At 65.2% G+C, this 16,644-nt stretch carries 20 protein-coding genes, 1 tRNA gene and 1 pseudogene; 13 read left to right on the top strand and 9 right to left on the bottom strand.

The features are described 5' to 3' along the window. The 4 genes from U4012_RS07355 to hyfB are packed head-to-tail and all read right to left on the bottom strand — an operon-like array spanning position 1 to position 5,067. Positions 1-1,464, bottom strand: coding sequence for a hydrogenase 4 subunit F (locus tag U4012_RS07355; protein WP_044843453.1), 1,464 nt, complete (start codon positions 1,462-1,464; stop codon positions 1-3). Beyond that, on the bottom strand, positions 1,457-2,116 hold the full coding sequence (locus tag U4012_RS07350; RefSeq protein WP_044843454.1) for a formate hydrogenlyase: 660 nt from the start codon (positions 2,114-2,116) through the stop codon (positions 1,457-1,459). The genes U4012_RS07355 and U4012_RS07350 overlap by 8 nt, the downstream gene beginning before the upstream one ends. Next, complete coding sequence (locus U4012_RS07345; RefSeq protein WP_044843455.1) at positions 2,117-3,067, bottom strand: respiratory chain complex I subunit 1 family protein; 951 nt, start codon at positions 3,065-3,067, stop codon at positions 2,117-2,119. After that, the gene (hyfB, locus tag U4012_RS07340) at positions 3,061-5,067 is read right to left on the bottom strand and encodes a hydrogenase 4 subunit B (protein ID WP_321797315.1); all 2,007 of its coding nucleotides are present in this window, start codon (positions 5,065-5,067) and stop codon (positions 3,061-3,063) included. Before hyfB ends, U4012_RS07345 begins: the two co-directional genes overlap by 7 nt. Before the next feature lie 245 nt (positions 5,068-5,312). Between hyfB and U4012_RS07335 the strand changes: the two genes are divergently transcribed. Continuing rightward, positions 5,313-6,080 (top strand): YoaK family protein, encoded by a 768-nt coding sequence (locus tag U4012_RS07335; RefSeq protein ID WP_044843457.1) that lies wholly within the window; start codon positions 5,313-5,315, stop codon positions 6,078-6,080. A gap of 168 nt (positions 6,081-6,248) precedes the next feature. After that, complete coding sequence (locus tag U4012_RS07330) at positions 6,249-6,446, top strand: ribbon-helix-helix protein, CopG family (RefSeq protein WP_044843458.1); 198 nt, start codon at positions 6,249-6,251, stop codon at positions 6,444-6,446. 319 nt (positions 6,447-6,765) lie between these two features. Here U4012_RS07330 and U4012_RS07320 read toward each other — a convergent pair. Next, positions 6,766-7,117 (bottom strand): annotated as a pseudogene (locus U4012_RS07320) (alkylphosphonate utilization protein). A 207-nt stretch (positions 7,118-7,324) separates the two neighbouring features. Here U4012_RS07320 and U4012_RS07315 point away from each other — a divergent pair. The 10 genes from U4012_RS07315 to U4012_RS07270 all read left to right on the top strand — a co-directional run bounded on the left by U4012_RS07315 (position 7,325) and on the right by U4012_RS07270 (position 13,857). Then, the gene (locus tag U4012_RS07315) at positions 7,325-7,771 is read left to right on the top strand and encodes a hypothetical protein (protein WP_044843496.1); all 447 of its coding nucleotides are present in this window, start codon (positions 7,325-7,327) and stop codon (positions 7,769-7,771) included. A gap of 35 nt (positions 7,772-7,806) precedes the next feature. Next, positions 7,807-8,070: an HPr family phosphocarrier protein gene (locus U4012_RS07310; protein ID WP_321797310.1), complete on the top strand. Its 264-nt coding sequence runs from the start codon at positions 7,807-7,809 to the stop codon at positions 8,068-8,070. A gap of 5 nt (positions 8,071-8,075) precedes the next feature. Beyond that, a complete protein-coding gene (locus U4012_RS07305; RefSeq protein ID WP_415750361.1) occupies positions 8,076-8,888 on the top strand; it encodes a fused MFS/spermidine synthase in 813 nt (270 codons plus the stop codon). 49 nt (positions 8,889-8,937) lie between these two features. Beyond that, positions 8,938-9,159 (top strand): hypothetical protein, encoded by a 222-nt coding sequence (locus U4012_RS07300; protein WP_124485847.1) that lies wholly within the window; start codon positions 8,938-8,940, stop codon positions 9,157-9,159. Between the two features lie 184 nt (positions 9,160-9,343). Further along, positions 9,344-9,823: a GNAT family N-acetyltransferase gene (locus tag U4012_RS07295; RefSeq protein WP_321797307.1), complete on the top strand. Its 480-nt coding sequence runs from the start codon at positions 9,344-9,346 to the stop codon at positions 9,821-9,823. Positions 9,824-9,919: 96 nt separating this feature from the next. After that, on the top strand, positions 9,920-10,342 hold the full coding sequence (locus U4012_RS07290; RefSeq protein ID WP_321797305.1) for an ACT domain-containing protein: 423 nt from the start codon (positions 9,920-9,922) through the stop codon (positions 10,340-10,342). A gap of 653 nt (positions 10,343-10,995) precedes the next feature. Next, on the top strand, positions 10,996-11,313 hold the full coding sequence (locus U4012_RS07285) for a co-chaperone GroES (RefSeq protein WP_124485849.1): 318 nt from the start codon (positions 10,996-10,998) through the stop codon (positions 11,311-11,313). Between the two features lie 77 nt (positions 11,314-11,390). Then, a complete protein-coding gene (groL, locus tag U4012_RS07280) occupies positions 11,391-13,013 on the top strand; it encodes a chaperonin GroEL (protein WP_321797302.1) in 1,623 nt (540 codons plus the stop codon). 109 nt (positions 13,014-13,122) lie between these two features. After that, positions 13,123-13,377: a hypothetical protein gene (locus U4012_RS07275; RefSeq protein ID WP_124485851.1), complete on the top strand. Its 255-nt coding sequence runs from the start codon at positions 13,123-13,125 to the stop codon at positions 13,375-13,377. Between the two features lie 84 nt (positions 13,378-13,461). Continuing rightward, a complete protein-coding gene (locus U4012_RS07270) occupies positions 13,462-13,857 on the top strand; it encodes a hypothetical protein (protein ID WP_321797299.1) in 396 nt (131 codons plus the stop codon). Positions 13,858-13,936: 79 nt separating this feature from the next. Here U4012_RS07270 and U4012_RS07265 read toward each other — a convergent pair. The 4 genes from U4012_RS07265 to U4012_RS07245 all read right to left on the bottom strand — a co-directional run bounded on the left by U4012_RS07265 (position 13,937) and on the right by U4012_RS07245 (position 15,897). Further along, positions 13,937-14,010: transfer RNA gene (locus U4012_RS07265), tRNA-OTHER, on the bottom strand. 47 nt (positions 14,011-14,057) lie between these two features. Beyond that, positions 14,058-14,621: an Hsp20/alpha crystallin family protein gene (locus tag U4012_RS07260; RefSeq protein ID WP_321797297.1), complete on the bottom strand. Its 564-nt coding sequence runs from the start codon at positions 14,619-14,621 to the stop codon at positions 14,058-14,060. 412 nt (positions 14,622-15,033) lie between these two features. Next, positions 15,034-15,441, bottom strand: coding sequence for an Hsp20/alpha crystallin family protein (locus U4012_RS07250; protein WP_044843463.1), 408 nt, complete (start codon positions 15,439-15,441; stop codon positions 15,034-15,036). Between the two features lie 15 nt (positions 15,442-15,456). Then, positions 15,457-15,897 carry an Hsp20/alpha crystallin family protein gene (locus tag U4012_RS07245; protein WP_124528629.1) on the bottom strand — a complete coding sequence of 147 codons (441 nt, stop codon included), beginning with the start codon at positions 15,895-15,897 and terminating at the stop codon, positions 15,457-15,459. Positions 15,898-16,146: 249 nt separating this feature from the next. Here U4012_RS07245 and U4012_RS07240 point away from each other — a divergent pair, with 249 nt between their 5' ends. Next, positions 16,147-16,530: a hypothetical protein gene (locus U4012_RS07240; protein ID WP_124519732.1), complete on the top strand. Its 384-nt coding sequence runs from the start codon at positions 16,147-16,149 to the stop codon at positions 16,528-16,530. Positions 16,531-16,644 lie beyond the last annotated feature (114 nt).

Raw genomic sequence — 16,644 nt, 5'->3', positions numbered from 1 at the left:
TCACCCTGCCAGCATCGTCGCCGCCTGGCGGTACCACATGGCCAGGTAAGGCGGCACGTACAGGCCCAGCATCAGGCCGAGTCCCAGATGCACGAACACCGGCAGCAGCGCCGGCCGGTGTTCGAGCGGCGTCGCCGTCGTCGTTTCGCCGAACACCATCCGCTGCACGCGCGCGAAGATCGCCGCGAACGCGACGGCGAGCCCGAGCAGCAGCAACGGCGCGGTCCACGGGAGCGTGTTCATGGCCGTCGTCAGGATCAGGAATTCGCTCGCGAACACGCCGAACGGCGGCAGGCCGAGAATCGCAAGCGTGCCGAGCATCATGGCCCAGCCGACCGTCGGGCTGACCTGCAGCAGCCCGCGAATGCCGTCGATCGCCTGCGTGCCGGCCTTCTGCGCGGCATGGCCGACCGCGAAGAAGATCGCCGACTTGACGAGGGAATGGACCGTCATGTGCAGCAGCCCGGCGAACGTCGCGATCGGGCCGCCGAGCCCGAATGCGAACGTCATCAAGCCCATGTGCTCGATCGACGAGTACGAGAACAGGCGCTTCACGTCCTTCTGCCGGAACAGCGAGAACGACGCGATCAGGACCGACACGAGCCCGAACCCGACCAGCAGCCGCCCCGGCAGGCCATTGCCGAGCGCGCCGTCGGCCAGCACCTTGCAGCGCAGCACCGCGTACAGCGCGACGTTCAGCAGCAGGCCGGACAGCACCGCCGAAATCGGCGTCGGACCTTCGGCGTGCGCGTCCGGCAGCCAGCTGTGCATCGGCACGAGGCCGACCTTGGTCCCGTAGCCGACCAGCAGAAACACGAAGGCGATCGACACGATCGTCGGGTCGAGCTGCGTCTTGACGGCGGCCAGGCTCGTCCACAGCAGCGCGTCGCCGTCGGTCAGCTGCCGGCTCGCGGCGAGGTACAGCAGGATCGTGCCGAACAGCGCCTGGGCGATGCCCACGCCGCACAGGATGAAGTACTTCCATGCGGCTTCGAGGCTCGCGGCGGTTCGGTAGACGCTGACGAGCAACACGGTGGCAAGCGTGGCGGCTTCCATGGCGACCCACAACACGCCGACGTTGTCGGTCAGCAGCGCGAGCAGCATCGCGAACATGAAGAGCTGATACATGCTGTGATAGAGCCGCATCCGCGCGGCCGTCATCCGGCCGCGGGCTTCCTCGATCTGCATGTAGGGCCGGGAAAACAGCGACGTCGTCCAGCCGACGAACGCCGTGAGCGCAACGAGATAGACATTGAGCGGATCGACGAAGAACGCGCGTCCGAATGCGAACGACGGGCCGTGCTCGACGGTGCGCGCGGCCAGCACCAGCGTCGCCGCGAAGGTCAGGAAGCTGAAGCCGACGTTCAGATGGCGCGCGACCCGGCTCGGCCGCACGCAGGCGAGGCACGCGGCGCCCGCGAGCGGCAGCCCGAGCACGGCGAGCACGACGTGGGCGTCATTCATCTTTGAGTTTCTCGAGGTGATGGATGTCCAGGCTGTCGAACTGCTCGCGAATCTGGAACATGAAGACGCCCAGAATCAGGATGCCGATCAGCACGTCGAGCCCGATGCCGAGCTCGACGATCATCGGCATGCCGTTGGTCGCGGCCGCCGCCGCGAAGAACAGCCCGTTTTCCATCGACAGGAAGCCGATCACCTGTGGAATGGCCTTGGCGCGCGTGATCATCGCCATGAACGACAGCAGCACGCACGCGAGCGCAATGCCGAGCGTGCCGCGCGCGACCGAGGTCGCGAGCTGGCTGATCGGCGCGGCGACGTTGAACGCGACGATCACGAGGACGATGCCGATCAGCAGCGTGGTCGGGATGTTGATGAGCGGTTCGACGTCGGTCTTGACGTCGAGCCTGCGCACGAGCCGATACAGGAACCACGGAATCACGCCGACCTTCAGCACGAGCGTCAGCCCGGCGGACACATACAGGTGCACGTCGGCCGTGACGAAGCCGAGGATCAGGTTCGCCGACACGAGCGCGACGCCCTGCAGCGTATAGAGATGGATCAGTGACAGGATCCGCCGCTGGCTCAGCATCGCGAACGACAGCATCAGCAGCACGGCCGCGAGGAAGTTGATCAGTTGTGTCGCGTAGGCGTGCATTCATGCCCCCAGCAGCAGGTGGACGAGCATGCCGATCACGGCCAGCAGGAAGGCCGTGGCCAGGAATTCCGGTACCCGGAAGATGCGCATCTTCGCGTTGGCCGTTTCGACCACGGCGAGCGCGACACCGCCTGCCGTCAGCTTGATGAAGAGCACCGGCACCGCCAGCAGCAGCGCGACCGGATCGCCCGCATTCGCGATGCCCCAGGGCACGAACAACGCGAGACCGATGCACGAATACGCGAACAGCTTGAGGCTTGCCGCCCATTCCATCAACGCAAGGTGCCGCCCCGAATATTCGAGGATCAGCGCCTCGTGGATCATCGTGAGCTCGAGGTGGGTGGTCGGATTGTCGACCGGCAGCCGCGCATTTTCGGCCAGCGCGACCAGCGTAAACGCGATGCCGGCGAACGCCAGGCTCGGATAGATCGTGAGCTCGCCGCGGCCGAGCGTCGCGACGATGCTCGTCAGCAGTGTCGACTGCGTGATCAGCGAGGCCGACAGGAGCACCATCAGCAGTGCCGGCTCCGCGAGGAAGCCGATCAGCATTTCGCGGCGGGCGCCGAGCGTGCCGAACGCCGTGCCGACGTCCATCGCCGCGAGCGACAGCGCGACGCGCGCGAGCGCGAACAGGCCGACGAGCGCGATCGCATCGGCGGCGGGCGACAGCGGCAACTCGGTCGACAGGGTCGGCACGATCGCGCACGCGAGCGTCATGGCGGCCCAGACGACATAGGGCGCGCCGCGGAACACGGGGCTCGCACCGTGCGCGATGACCGATTCCTTGTTGAACAGCTTGTGGAGCATCCGGTACGGCTGCCAGATGGACGGCGCGCGCCGGTTCTGAAGCCAGGCGCGGCATTGGTTGACCCACCCCGTGAGCAATGGCGCGGCCGCGATCGCTATCACGATTTCGAGAGTCTGCGAGATGACGCCGGACAGGGTTACCATCGTCTCACCAACATCAGCAGCACGATCAGCACGACGAAACTGTAGGTCAGGTAAACCGCGATCTTGCCCGTCTGCAGGCGGCCTGCCCAGTCGGCGGCGCGTTGCGTGAGCGCCGCGATGCGCGCGTAGAGCGCGGACCAGGTGCGATCGGTCACCGACACCCGGTAGGCCGGCCGGGTGTCGAACGGCGACGGCAATTGCCGCTCGATGTGCAGCAGGGGTGCGAAGATTTCGCGGATCGGCTGCCCGAATCCTTCCGCCGTATCCTGCATGCGCGCGGTCGTGAACGGGAAGCCGCAGCCCCACGGGGCCGCGCGGCGCAGCCGGCCGTGATAGAAACGCCGTACCAGCACCCACGCGAGCCCGCAGCAGGCGATGAAGAACAGCATGAACGCCGCCGGCATGTAGCTCGCGCGAGCGGCCGACACGGGCGCGAACAGCAGCCAGCCATGATTGTCCGCGCCGACGCCGGCGCCGACCAGCGTGTGCGTGACGCGATCCAGCAGCTTGACGAACTGGGCGGGCATCAGCCCGAGCAGCACGCTGGCGGCCGCGAACCAGCAGAACGCGAGCCGTTCCCACGTGTTCGCGTCGCGGGCGCGGTTCAGCTTCGCTTCTCTCGGTTGCCCGAGGAACACGATGCCGAAGAACTTGACCATCGTGTAGCCGGCCAGCGCGGCCGACATCGCGATCAGCGCGGCGGCGATCGGCACCGTCATGGCGAGTACCGAATCCGGCAACCGCGGCGCGAACAGAAAGCCCTGCAGCAGCAGCCACTCGGCCACGAAACCGCTTAGCGGCGGCAGGCCCGCGCTGGCCGCGACGCCCGCGAGCACGGCCCACGCGGTCCACGGCATGAAGCGAATCAGTCCGCCGAGCCTGCCGAGGTTGCGCTCGCCGGTGGCGTGGAGCACGGCGCCCGTGCCCAGGAACAGCAGGCTCTTGAACGCTGCGTGCGCAACGATCTGGTAGAGCATCGCGGTCAGCGCGAGCGCGGACAGGCTCGTCATCCCGTACGCGCGAAACAGCACCGCGAGACCGAGCGCGACGAGCATCAGGCCGACGTTGTCGATCGACGAATAGGCGAGCAGGCGCTTCATGTCGACCTGGATCGTGCTGAACACCACGCCGAGCAGCGCGGTGCCGAGCCCCAGCATGAGCAGCAGCACGCCCCACCACGCAATCTGCACGTGCAACAGGTCGAACAGCACGCGCAGCAGGCCGTACAGGCCGACTTTCAGCACGAATCCGCTGAGGAGCGCCGAGACCGGCGACGGCGCCGCGGGGTGCGCCTCCGGCAGCCACACATGCAGCGGGAAGATCCCCGCCTTTGCGCCGAACCCGACGAGCGCGAACAGGAAGGCGAACGACGCGGGCAGGGCATCCAGCGACTGCGCGCGCAGGTTGGCGAAGGTGTAGTCGCCGGTGCGCGCCTGCAGAATGCCGAAGGAGAGCAGCAGCGCCAGCGCGCCGACGTGCGAGATCAGGAAATACAGGTAACCGGCCCGGCGGATCTCGCCGATCCGGTGGTTGGTCATGACGAGAAATGTCGCGGACAGCGTCAGCGTCTCCCAGGCGACCATGAATACATAGGCGTCGTCGGCGATCAACACCAGCGCGATGCTTGCGACGCAGACGTGGTATTCGAAGCAGATCAGCCCGGGCGCGGATCCTTCACCCTTGCGGAAATAGCCGGCTGAAAAGGCGCCGATCCCGGTGCTGACGAGGCCGAGCACGAACAGGAAATAGCCGGACAGGCGATCGAGACGCAGATGAAAAGGCAGGCCGGGAAGCCCGATCGGCAGCACCGCGGCAGACGGTTCGGCAAGGATGCCGGCGAGGCCCGCCGCGCCGACGAGCAGTCCGACCAGCGCACCGAGCGGAAAGAGGCCGTGGGCAACCAGTCGCGTGCGGCGCAGCGCCCCGAGCCCCAGCGTGCCGACCGCGAGCCACGCGGCCACGGCCAGCAGGACGAAATGGACGACCGGCACGGGTGCCATCCGGAATGTCTCCAGTACGCTCGGGTTGGACGAGGTGATGGAACGGCCGCTTCTTCCGCGACCTGTTCCTGCCCGCATTATGACACCGAAAGACGAATCAGGATAACAAGGTATGATAATGCCGTTATCATGAAAGTCTCATGGCACCCTGGATGGAACGGGCGACCGTGGCGGTGTGCCGCGGCGCGCCGGGCTCCGCTCGGGGCGTCGTTGTCTCCCGATCCGGGCGAATGAGGGAAGATCCTATGCCAGCGCAGTACTTCCGAAGCCTGACGGGAAAACACCGCAGCGCGGCCGCGAACCGCCAGCTCGGGTTTTCGCTTGCCTTCGTCGCCGGCGCAACCAATGCCGGCGGTTTCCTCGCGGTCAAGCAATACACGTCGCACATGAGCGGGATCGTGTCGGCGATCGCGGATCAGACCGCGCTCGGCGACATCCGGCTCGTGCTGGCCGGGGTGGGTTCGCTCGCGTCGTTTCTGGTGGGTGCCGGCTGCTCGGCCGTGCTCGTCAACTGGGGGCGGCGCCGTGGCCTGCAGAGTCAGTACGTGCTGCCGCTGCTGGTCGAAGCGGCGCTGCTGCTCCTGTTCGGGCTGCTCGGCAGCCATCTCGCGCTCTGGGAAGCGTTCTTCATGCCGGTCACGGTGATCCTGCTGTGCTTCATCATGGGGCTGCAAAACGCGATGATCACCAAGCTGTCGGGGGCGGAAATCCGCACGACGCACATGACGGGCATCGTGACGGACCTCGGCATCGAACTCGGCAAGCTCTTTTACTGGAATCGTTCAAGTGCCGACGTGCACGCGCAGACGGTGATCGCGAACCGCGCGAAGCTCAGGATTCACGCGACGATGCTGGCGTCGTTCTTCGTCGGGGGGCTGGCCGGCGCAATCGGCTTCAAGCATGTCGGCTACGTGTCGACCGTGCCGCTGGCCGCGGCACTCGTCACGCTGGCGATCGTGCCCGTCGTCGACGACGTGCTCGACTATCTCTATCGGCTTGACCGCCGGTCGTGAGCCTGCACAAGGTGAAACGAAACCCGACTGCGCGTTGCCGGCGGCGGATCCTGCCAGAGGCGCTGTCGCCGAGCCCGGGCCACACGCGCGTGCCGAATGCTCTGCGGCGTGGTACGCAAGGGCCGATGCATTATAATTAAATTAGCATATCGCCGACTCTGCCCTGCAATGGAAACGAAAACCGCACGCTTGACTATCCTGATCGATCCCGCCAAGAAAGAGGCGTTCGACATGCTCTGCGCGGAGCAGGACCTGACGCCGTCGCAAGTCGTGCGGCAGTTGATTCGCGAGTATCTCGAACAACACGGCGTGAGCTACAAGACGAAAAGCGCGCTCGGCAAACGGGTGAAGCGAAGCGCGGACTGAGTTCGCGAGCCGCCTGGACGTCGATTTCCCGGTGCGCATGCCGCGCGCATGCCAGGGTCGGTATGGGCATCCTTCCGTGTCACGTACTTCGTGCCATCCGCACGGGCCATCTTGAACCGGGCATCGTCTGCAGGAATCCTGAATACATCGCGTAGCGCGATCGCGTCCGGATTGGTTTCGATCGCATCGATGATCACGCCGCGCAGATCCCGATAACCGCGCTCCATGCCCGATCGATCCCGGTAGATATGTTGTCGGTGGGGAGCGCGTGCAGCGCACTGCGACGACAAGCGGGTTCGCCGTAGGTAAGCGCGCGGCGTCACGCTTCCCGGCGAAAGCACGCCGCGAGCACGAAGCTGCCCGCGTCGGTCTTGCCGTCGATCTCGGGATCGCCGCAGACGATCCGGATGCTTTTTACCTCGGCGCCCATTCTCAGCGTGATCGATGGACCCCTCACGCGCAGATCCTTGATCCGCGCGGCCACGCCGCCGTCCGACAGCATTGCCGTTCGCGTCCTTGACGACTCGCCTGGCCGATTCGTCAGCGGATTCGATGCCGGCGCCCGCCGACCATTCATGACCTCAGTCCGCGCACAGATGCAGTGTGCCGTTCGGGCAGGTGTATTCCATTGCGCATTGCGGGCAGGCGGGGGCACCGTTCGCGGCTTCCATCGGACGGATTCGAGCCGGTCGGCGGCAAAAGCGGGCTGATGCCTGCTTCGCCGGAACGGGCGCCGTGCCGTCGGCTCGCAGGCGGGCCGACCAAGGGACGGGCGCACACAACATTATAATGAAATACACATTCGATGAATGCTGTCTTATAATTCAGCCTTGCCGCCGATCGCCGGAATTGAGGGCGGATTCGCGGAGGTAGCCGACATGTTCGATCTGGATGGGATGCTGCTGTTGCCCGATCGACGGCCCATATCCCTGCCGGAGGTCGCGGGGAGCCGGGGGCTTGTCGTGGTGGGCGTCGGGCGCGGCGGCGAGCGCGGCTTCCAGATGGTCCACCGCTTCCATGATGTGGGCGAGCGGCTCGCGGCCGCCGGTATTCATCTGGCGTTCGTCTATCCGCGGGAATCGGCTCGGCATGTGATGGATCCCATCTCGGTGGCCAGTGCGCGGTTCCGGCACCACCCGCGCCTGCTGCTCGACGCGGATGGCTGCTGTTTCGCGCAGGGCGTGCCGCCTCGATTGCTCCGTGCCGTGTATCTGAGCGGCGCAATGCAGCGTCTCGCCGGTTTCGAAATCGACGTGCGCAACGCGGCATGGGAAACCGAGTTCCAGGCGTTCCTGATGGCCTGCCGGATCGGCCCGTCCCACTGAATACCAGCATCCCTCTCACGCCACACGCGAGGAACATGGCAACCGTCGTCTATTTCGAAGCAGGTCCCGCCTGGAGCCGGAACGGTGCGACCGCCGTGCGCGATGCGCTCGCGGTCACGGCGCGCCGTTTCGACAGCGACATCCTGCTGATTGCCAATGGGCGGCGCGGGAATGCCAAGGACGGCATGGCCATGTCATCGCTGCAGGTGCGTCGCGGCGCATCCGCGCAAGTCCTTGCAAGCGGTCCGGACGAAGAGGCGGCGCTTCGTGCGCTCTTGCCCTTGCTTCAAGAGGGCTGACCCGCGTGCCGCCTGTCGATTTTCCGTTCCTGGGCCTGCGCGCGGCTTCCCCGGCCGAGATCGCCGACAAGCCGGTCGTCGTGGAAAACGAGCACCTCGTCTCGCTGTGCTTCGACGGCCGTGGCATGCAAAGCACGATGCTGCGGGAGGCTCCGGACGCGCTCGCACTCGGCTATACGCGCACGATGATGGGGTTCCTGCTGTTTCAGCCGGAACCCGCGCATGTTGGCTTGATCGGGCTCGGCGGCGGTTCGCTCGTGAAGTATTGCTATCGGAACCTGCCGAACACCCGTCTCACCGCAATCGAAATCAATCCGGAAGTGATCGCGCTTCGCGACCGGTTCCACGTTCCACCCGACGACGCGCGCCTGACGATCATCTGCGCGGACGCGGCGCGGCACCTGTCGACGACCGCGCACACGTTCGATGCGCTGTTGCAGGATGGTTTCAATGCGGACGGCGCGCCGTCCGAGCTCTGCAGCGCAGCCTTCTACGATACCTGTCGCGCGCGACTGAACGACGACGGCGTGCTCGTCGTCAATCTGCTCGGCGACGATCCGCGACTCGGTGATTGTCTCGCGAGGCTGCGTGAGACGTTCGGCCCGTCCGTCGCAATCGCACCGGCTGAAGACGGTGCGGGCAACGTGATCGCCTTCGCCTGGAAGAGCGACGCACCGCTGCCGTCTCTCGAGGCACTCATCGAACGTGCGGATCGGCACTGCGGCCACCACGGCATCGACCTCGTCGATGCCGCCGTACGCATCGAGGTCGGCGCCCGTTACGACTGGACGCGCCTGAGTGCGTGTCTTGCCGATTGAGTCCGATACATGCGGCACCCTTGATCATGATCAAACCCCTGGAGACGCCATGAGCGATAACCAAGCTTCGACCGTTCCGACCATCTCGGCATCCGCGATCTGGGCGCTGGAGCGCCTTGCCGATATTCGTTACGGTCGCGATACACCCGCACTTGGCTGGTCCATTACCCGCGAGCTCATCGGCGCAGGATTCGTGCGCTATCCGACGAACGGCCGCGGAAGCGTCTCGATCACGGCAGCCGGACAGACGTTCCTGAAGAACCGGAAATAGTTCTGGTCGGCGTCGCTCGCGAATCGCACGGTCGCGCCGATCCGCACATCCATGCCGGGTCGTTCATGTCATGGGCGGTTGCGTTCGACAGGGGAAGCGTCAACGCGCCAGGGTGCGGCTGCGAATTGCGGTGGCGCGCGAAGATGAGCAAGCGTGCCGCTGCGGACATGACGAAAGGCTGAACGTGCTTTCCTACCTGCGGTCCCTTTTTGCGCGACGCAAATTTCGCCGGCTTCCCGTGATTCGTTTTCAATCGACGCCGATCGATCTGGGCATCGACGGTGTGCCGCATTCGGGGTGGGAAGTCGCGATCCTCGCGGCATCCGGCGGTATCGTCGGCGCGGCGACATACAGCCTGGCGCCGCGAACCGATCGGGTATATGTCCATCGACTGGAAATTCTCCCCACGATGAGGCGCCGCGGCTACGGTCTCGCCTTCCTGTCGTATCTGCATCGAACGTACCAGTTGCCCATTACTCCCATCGACGACGGGCCCGAGGCCCGGTCGTTCTGGCGCGCCGCGAGATCCTTTCAATCCGGAGCGTGGCGGGTTACGCCCGGACAATCATCCGACGAGTTCCGCGACGCGCTGCTTCAATGGCGGCATCGGCAGGCGGTCATGCTCGGCTTGCGTCCCCCGTCGGCGAAATCATCGGATTCCTAGGCGAACCTGCATGACGCCGTTCGCACAAGCGGCCTTGCTCGCCGGTCATGCGCGACATAGATTGTCTTCATCGAGGTCCGACTTTTTGGAGGGGCCATGGAACTGCTCGTGGAACGCGTTGACGTATGGGCGGCCACCATCGAGGACAAGCCGGGCGGTCTTGCACACGTGCTGAACGCGTTGCGGGATGCCGGCGTGGATTTGCAATTCATCGTCGCCCGGCGCACCCAGGAAGCACCCGGCAAAGGGGTGGTATTCGTCGCGCCGCTGCAGGGAGATCGGGAGACTCGTGCCGCCACGCAGGCGGGATTCAGTCCTAGCTCGAGCCTGCACTCGATCCGTGTGATGGGGCTGGACCAGATGGGGATCATCGCGGAGCTGACCCAGAAACTGTCGGACGGCGGGATCAATCTCCGCGGCGTATCCGCCGCCGTGCTCGGTTCGCAGTTCATTGCCTATCTCGCGCTCGACTCGCTGGCCGACGCCGAGCAGGCGACAGACATCCTGCAAAGGTCCTGAATTGCCGCTTCAGTCGACTGCCGGGTGAGGCGGGGTGCCTTTCACGGCTGAATCTCGCGTGCGTTGCATCGGGCGTGCGGCGCGGTCTGCCTGATCTTCGACCGATGAGGCCGCCGCGGAATATCGACGGCCAATCATTGCGGCATGCGCGCGGGCGACGCGCCGCAGCGGTGCTTCGTTCGCGTGATTTGCCGCGTACGTCTGCCGTGTTCCTGTGTCTTCGCGTGCCTTCGCGTTTCGTCATGCCGTGCGAGGCAAACACGGGCGAGCGGGCAGGGGATCGATTGGCCCGGCGTATTTGTTCGTGTTCGAGTTTTTAATAAAAACAGATGCATTGTGATAAGAATACTTATCCTGTCTTATCCATTCAGCATCGCCCATTCCCCCGCTTGCACATTGCCGGGCTCGCTCCGGGCGCTGCGAGGGACGCGGCCGCACCGTACGTCGCCTCGGCAGGGCAATCCCATTCCGCTGCCGCCCCGAAACAATTTGTTACAAATAGCCGTTTTCACACCCCCTTGAAGCGCGCGACGGCCGCCTCTATTTCGCAATCCGCCAGACATTGGCTCGGCTGCACGGCGGCGTTCCACGCGCCTCGGTGCCCGCAGCCGGATTCCCTTATTGGTGATCCTTTAATCGCTCAGGAGATGGAAATGCAGATTCGTCCCCTCTACGACCGGGTTATCGTCAAGCGAATCGAGACGCAGCGGACGACGGCTTCGGGCATCGTGATACCCGATTCCGCGGCAGAAAAACCAGAACAAGGCGAAGTCGTCGCAGTCGGCAGCGGCCGGCTGCTGCAGGATGGAACGCTGCGCGCGCTCCAGTTGAAAGTCGGTGACCAGGTTCTCTTCGGCAAATACGCAGGCCAGACCGTCAAGGTCGACGGCGAGGAACTGCTCGTCATGCGCGAGGAAGACGTCATGGGCCTCCTCGAGGCCGACGTCGGCGCCTCGCGTGAGGCCGCCTGACATCCCGAGCCGGTCGCGAACACCCGACTGGCGGTTCGCGACGGGTCGAGTCAACGACTACTATCCGGAGCAGCAACATGAGTGCAAAAGACGTCCAATTCCACGACAGCGCCCGTGCCCGTATCGTCAAGGGCGTGAACGTTCTCGCCGATGCCGTGAAGGTCACGCTGGGGCCGAAAGGCCGCAATGTGCTGATCGAGCGCGGCTTCGGCGCGCCTGCCCTCACGAAGGACGGCGTGTCGGTCGCGAAGGAAATCGAACTGAAGGACCGCTTCGAAAACATGGGGGCGCAGATCGTCAAGCAAGTCGCGTCGAAGACCGCCGATGTGGCCGGCGACGGTACCACCACGGCCACCGTGCTCGCCCAGGCGATCGTGCAGGAAGGCATGAAGCACGTCGCCGCCGGCATGAATCCGATGGATCTCAAGCGCGGCATCGACAAGGCCGTGGCCGCGGTGCTCGACGAACTGCGCAAGCTGTCGAAGCCGATTTCCACGAACAGGGAGATCGCACAGGTGGCGGCGGTCTCGGCGAACGCCGACGAGACCATCGGCAAGATCATCGCCGACGCCATGGAGAAGGTCGGCAAGGAAGGCGTCATCACGGTCGAGGATGGCAAGTCGCTCGAGAACGAGCTGGACGTGGTTGAAGGGATGCAGTTCGACCGCGGCTACGTCAGCCCCTACTTCATCAACGATCCGGAACGGCAGGCCGCGTACCTGGACGACGCGCTGATCCTGTTGCACGACAAGAAGATCTCGAACATCCGGGATCTGCTGCCGATCCTCGAAGCGGCCTCCAAGGCGGGCAAGCCGCTGCTGATCGTTGCAGAAGATGTCGATGGCGAAGCGCTGGCCACGCTCGTGGTCAACGCGATGCGAGGCATCCTGAAGGTGGTGGCGGTCAAGGCGCCCGGTTTCGGCGACCGGCGCAAGGCCATGCTCGAGGACATCGCCATCCTGACTGGCGCGACCGTCATCTCGGAAGAAACCGGCAAGCAGCTGCAGAAGGCGGCACTCGAGGATCTCGGCCGTGCCAAGCGCGTCGAGGTGCGCAAGGACGACACGATCATCATCGACGGCGCGGGCGACGAGAAGCGCATCGAAGCGCGCGTGAAGTCCATTCGCACGCAGATCGAGGAAGCCACGAGCGACTACGATCGCGAGAAACTGCAGGAGCGCGTCGCGAAACTCGCGGGCGGGGTGGCCGTCATCAAGGTCGGGGCGGCGACCGAGCTCGAGATGAAGGAGAAGAAGGACCGGGTGGACGACGCGCTGCATGCCACGCGCGCGGCGGTCGAGGAAGGCATCGTGCCGGGTGGTGGCGTAGCGCTCCTGCGCGCCCGTTCGATGGTGGCGAGCCTGACAGGCGCCAACAGCGACCAGGACGCCGGTGTCCAGATCGTGCTGCGCGCGCTCGAAGCGCCGCTGCGCGTAATCGCCTCGAACGCGGGGGACGAGCCTTCGGTGGTCATCGCGAAGGTGCTCGAAGGCAAGGGCAACTTCGGCTACAACGCGGCCACCGGAGAATATGGCGATCTGGTCGAGGCGGGTGTGGTCGATCCCACCAAGGTTACGCGTACGGCGCTGCAGAACGCCGCATCGATCGCCGGGCTGATTCTGACGACCGACGCGACGGTTGCAGACGCGCCGAAGGACGAAAAGCCGGCGCAGTCCGCCGAACCGGCGCTCGAGTACTGACCCGGGCAGCGGGTCTCGTACGCGCCGGCCAACAGTCGCGGCCGGCGCAACACGTTCGGCGCCGCGCGCTGCCCCGCTGAAGCGGCGCCGCTTTTTGCGGGTGACCGACATGAAACTCGAACTTTGCATCGACTCGAAGCCGCTCGACATCGAGCTCGACGACGTGGTGGCGGGACTGCTGGCCGTCCGGCTCGACTTGCCCGCAGGCGCAGACAACCGGGACGCGCTCGCGCGTTATCTCAGCGCCAAGGGCGCGCCCTGGAGTCTCGACGAAGAGCACATGCGCAGGCGCATACTGCGCCGGCTGATTCTGGATATCGCCGATCCGGCGCTGGTCATCCGCCATCTCATGGCCGACGAATGAACTTGCCCGACCGGCCGGCTCGGGATGCGGCGACATCAACCCGCGTCCCGATCGTCTTGCCAACCCGCTGAATCGGACATTGTCATGGCCAATGAACCGCGTTCGCCTGTCCGCTCGTCGATGGGGCTTCCTGCCGGCGTGCTCGGGAGGGACTACCTCAAGTTCCTGCAACTCTCGGTCGATGATGCACTGCGCGGCGCGCAAACATTCGCCGACGAAGCGCTGGAGGAAGCCATGACCGCTATCCGCCGTGGTTCGATGCGCGCGGCGCGGCCGGCCATGAAGGTGTTCTTCGACGGGTGCCGGTTCTGGCTCGCCAGTCACTTTCATCGCTACGAGGCGGCCCGCCGTCTCGGTGCCCGTCATCAGGAATTCTGGTGCGAGATCGAGCCGGGTCCAAAGGACGACGCCGTGCGATATGCGTCGCAAGTGTCCCGCTTCGGGCACGTCTGCCACGACACTTCCACAGCGGCTGGCTGACCATCATCCGTGGACGCGGTGCGTTCGTCGCCTATGGCAAGCGGCGTTTGTCGGGGGGCAGCGGATTTTTGGTTTCATGCGGGCCGTACCGGATTCGAACCAGTGACCAACGGACAAAAAAGTCGGCCGCTCCACCAACTGAGCCAACGGCCCGGTTCGTCCGATATCCGCCCGCCACCACGGCACTTTTCGTGTTTGCCCTAGCGGATTTCGATCGTGCGACTTGCGGTCTGCGTCGGCTCCGACTTTGGCACGGTCAACGTGAGTACACCGTTATCGAACTTTGCCAACGTGCGATCGGGGTCGGCGTAGTCCGGCATCGGGATCGTGCGGATGAAGCTTCCGTGGGCGCGCTCCAGCCGGTAACAGCCGTTTTCCTCGCTGCGTACGTCCTGCTTTTTCTCTCCGCGCAGCACGATTGCCCCGTCCTCGACGCTCACCCTCAGATCTTCGCGCGCCATTCCGGGCAGTTCGGCGGTCACGCGCAGCACCGGTCCTTCATCGACGACGTCGATGCGCGGCTGGAAGCGCGATGAACTGAAGTCGCCGAACCATCGTTCGAGCGCGCCACGGCCTGCGAGCGGGTCATGAAGGAATTCCTCCACCGCACGCCACGGCTCACGTGAGAACAGTCGCGGAATGTCGGGCCACGCGGCCCGCCACTGTTCGCTTGCCGGCGGGTTTTCCGGGCCTTCCGCATCGGACTTGCGGGCAGTTCCGCGAAGGAACTTGAAGGGGTTCCACTTTTTCGGATCGGTATTCATGGCATCCTCCGATTCAGCTTCAATCCGTTTCGAGCGTGGCGGCCGGCCCCTCGGGCAGCATGCGTGCCCCGAGCCTCGGCTGCGCCGGGCATGTCGCGATCGATCAGTTTCACCGCGTACTCGAGCACATCGCGCTGCGTTTCGGCCGCGCTTGTCCAGCGCTCGCCGAAACGCGGCGGATGCCGGTCGGCCGACACCTCATCGTTCCGTTCGATCCGGACGATGGCGATGTAGCCATCCGGTGCGGACGTGCGTGTCGCGATCGTCGCATGGGCACGGTGCGGACAAGGACCGCATGCCCTCTCCAGGACTCCTGAGCGACATCGGAAACCGGTGCCTCCCGCTCCTGGTTCGCGACGGGCGGCGGCGCTTTCCCCGCCGCCCATCTTCCCGACCCGCCATTGCCGCAGGGTCAGCCGGTCCTGACTTCGATGCGCCGTGGGCGAGCCTCGTCGCGACGCGGGATCGTCAGCTTCAACACCCCGTCCTGGAGGCTTGCCTCGATCTTCGACGTATCGAAGTCCGGTGACAGCGTGAACGTCCTCGCGAAGTGCGGCTCCCGGACCTCGGCATGCTGCAGGCGCAGATTGGCCGGCGTCGGCACCACCGCCTCGGCCTCGATCGAGAGGCTGCTGTCGTGAACCTTGACGTCCAGCTTGTCCTTCGTCACGCCGGGCAGATCTGCCCACAGTGTGACGCCCTGGTTGCTCTCGTAGATGTCGACGGCCGGGGTGAGGGTGATCCGGCGCGTGGCCTGTTCCGCGTCGCGACGCGTGACTGCGGACGGGTCGCGTTCAGCCAGTTTGGTCATGTCGTTCATGATCGGCTCCTCGAGTTACTGGACAGTGATGGCGCGTGGCTTGGACGACTCGCGCTTGCCGATACTGATCGACAGGCAGCCATTTTCGTAGCGCGCCTGGACCTTGTCGGGATCGGCGGTGTCGGGCAGCTCGATGACGCGCCGGAAGGCGCCGACGAAGCGCTCCTGCGCGTACGTACGCGTCTCGCTTTCAGTGTCGGGTTGCGTCGATTTGCGTTCGCCGCTGAGGGTCAGCAAGCCCTTGTCGATCGACACGTCGAGTTCGGCGGCGCTGACGCCCGGGGCGAAGGCGACGATCTCGATCGACTCGTCCGTCGCGCCGATGTTGATCTGAGGAAATGCGCCGAGCCGGCTCGCGCGGATGCTGGACGGGAAGCCGCCGAAGAGTTGCGCCATCTGCTGCTGCAGGCGGTCGAACTCGCTGAAGAGATCGGTTCCGAAGTAAAGATCGCTCATGATCGTATCCTCCTGGATGGCAATCGGGAGGCGAACGGGCCTACGCGCTCCAGTTCGCCTGCCGGACTGCCGGCAAACAAATCGAAACACGCAGCGCGCGGGATGAAACGGTTCGCGCGTCTGCCTGAGCGAAACTCAAGATAGGCACTCTGCGGAAAATTTCAAGGGGCGGCGGCAGATTTTTGCACTTGAAATTCCGGTGCTGGAACCTATCATCGCAGCGGCTTGGAACTGCATGCGGAGGACGCCATGGAATTCGATACGGACTGGCTTACGCTGGGCAGGCATCGTATCCGGCTGCGCTCGACGAAGGGCTTTCCGACCGAGACGATGCGCACCGTGACCGAGGTCGTCAGGCTGGCGATCGACAACAACATGAGCGCGCGGGCGCGACTCGTCGAGATCGTCTGCCGGCAGGAAAAGACCTACGACGTGCTGGTCGGCACGACGATGGCGGAGGACAAGGCTTGTGCACCGCAACTTGAAGCCGCGGTCGCGGTCGTGCTGGGCCTGTTGCCCGAGCAGATCAACATCACGGTCACCCCGGTCACGCAAAAGGAGGTCGATCTGCACTTCGGCGTGTACGAACGGATGCTGTCGGAGAAGCTGAGTTCGACGCCGCCGATCCGCTGACCGAGCGGTTCGGCGCCCGGCCGTACGGCCGGCGCAGGTTCGCGTCTGCCGACATGCCGGCGCGGGGCGGGCACGGCGGCAACGATCGCGGAATGGGGCACCCGACCGACGTCG

Source organism: Burkholderia sp. BCC1988, from assembly GCF_905339895.1.
In the GTDB taxonomy this organism is placed as follows: Bacteria; Pseudomonadota; Gammaproteobacteria; order Burkholderiales; family Burkholderiaceae; genus Burkholderia.
The sequence above is the reverse complement of the archived record's forward strand: the minus strand, read 5'-3'. Positions and strand labels throughout refer to the sequence as shown.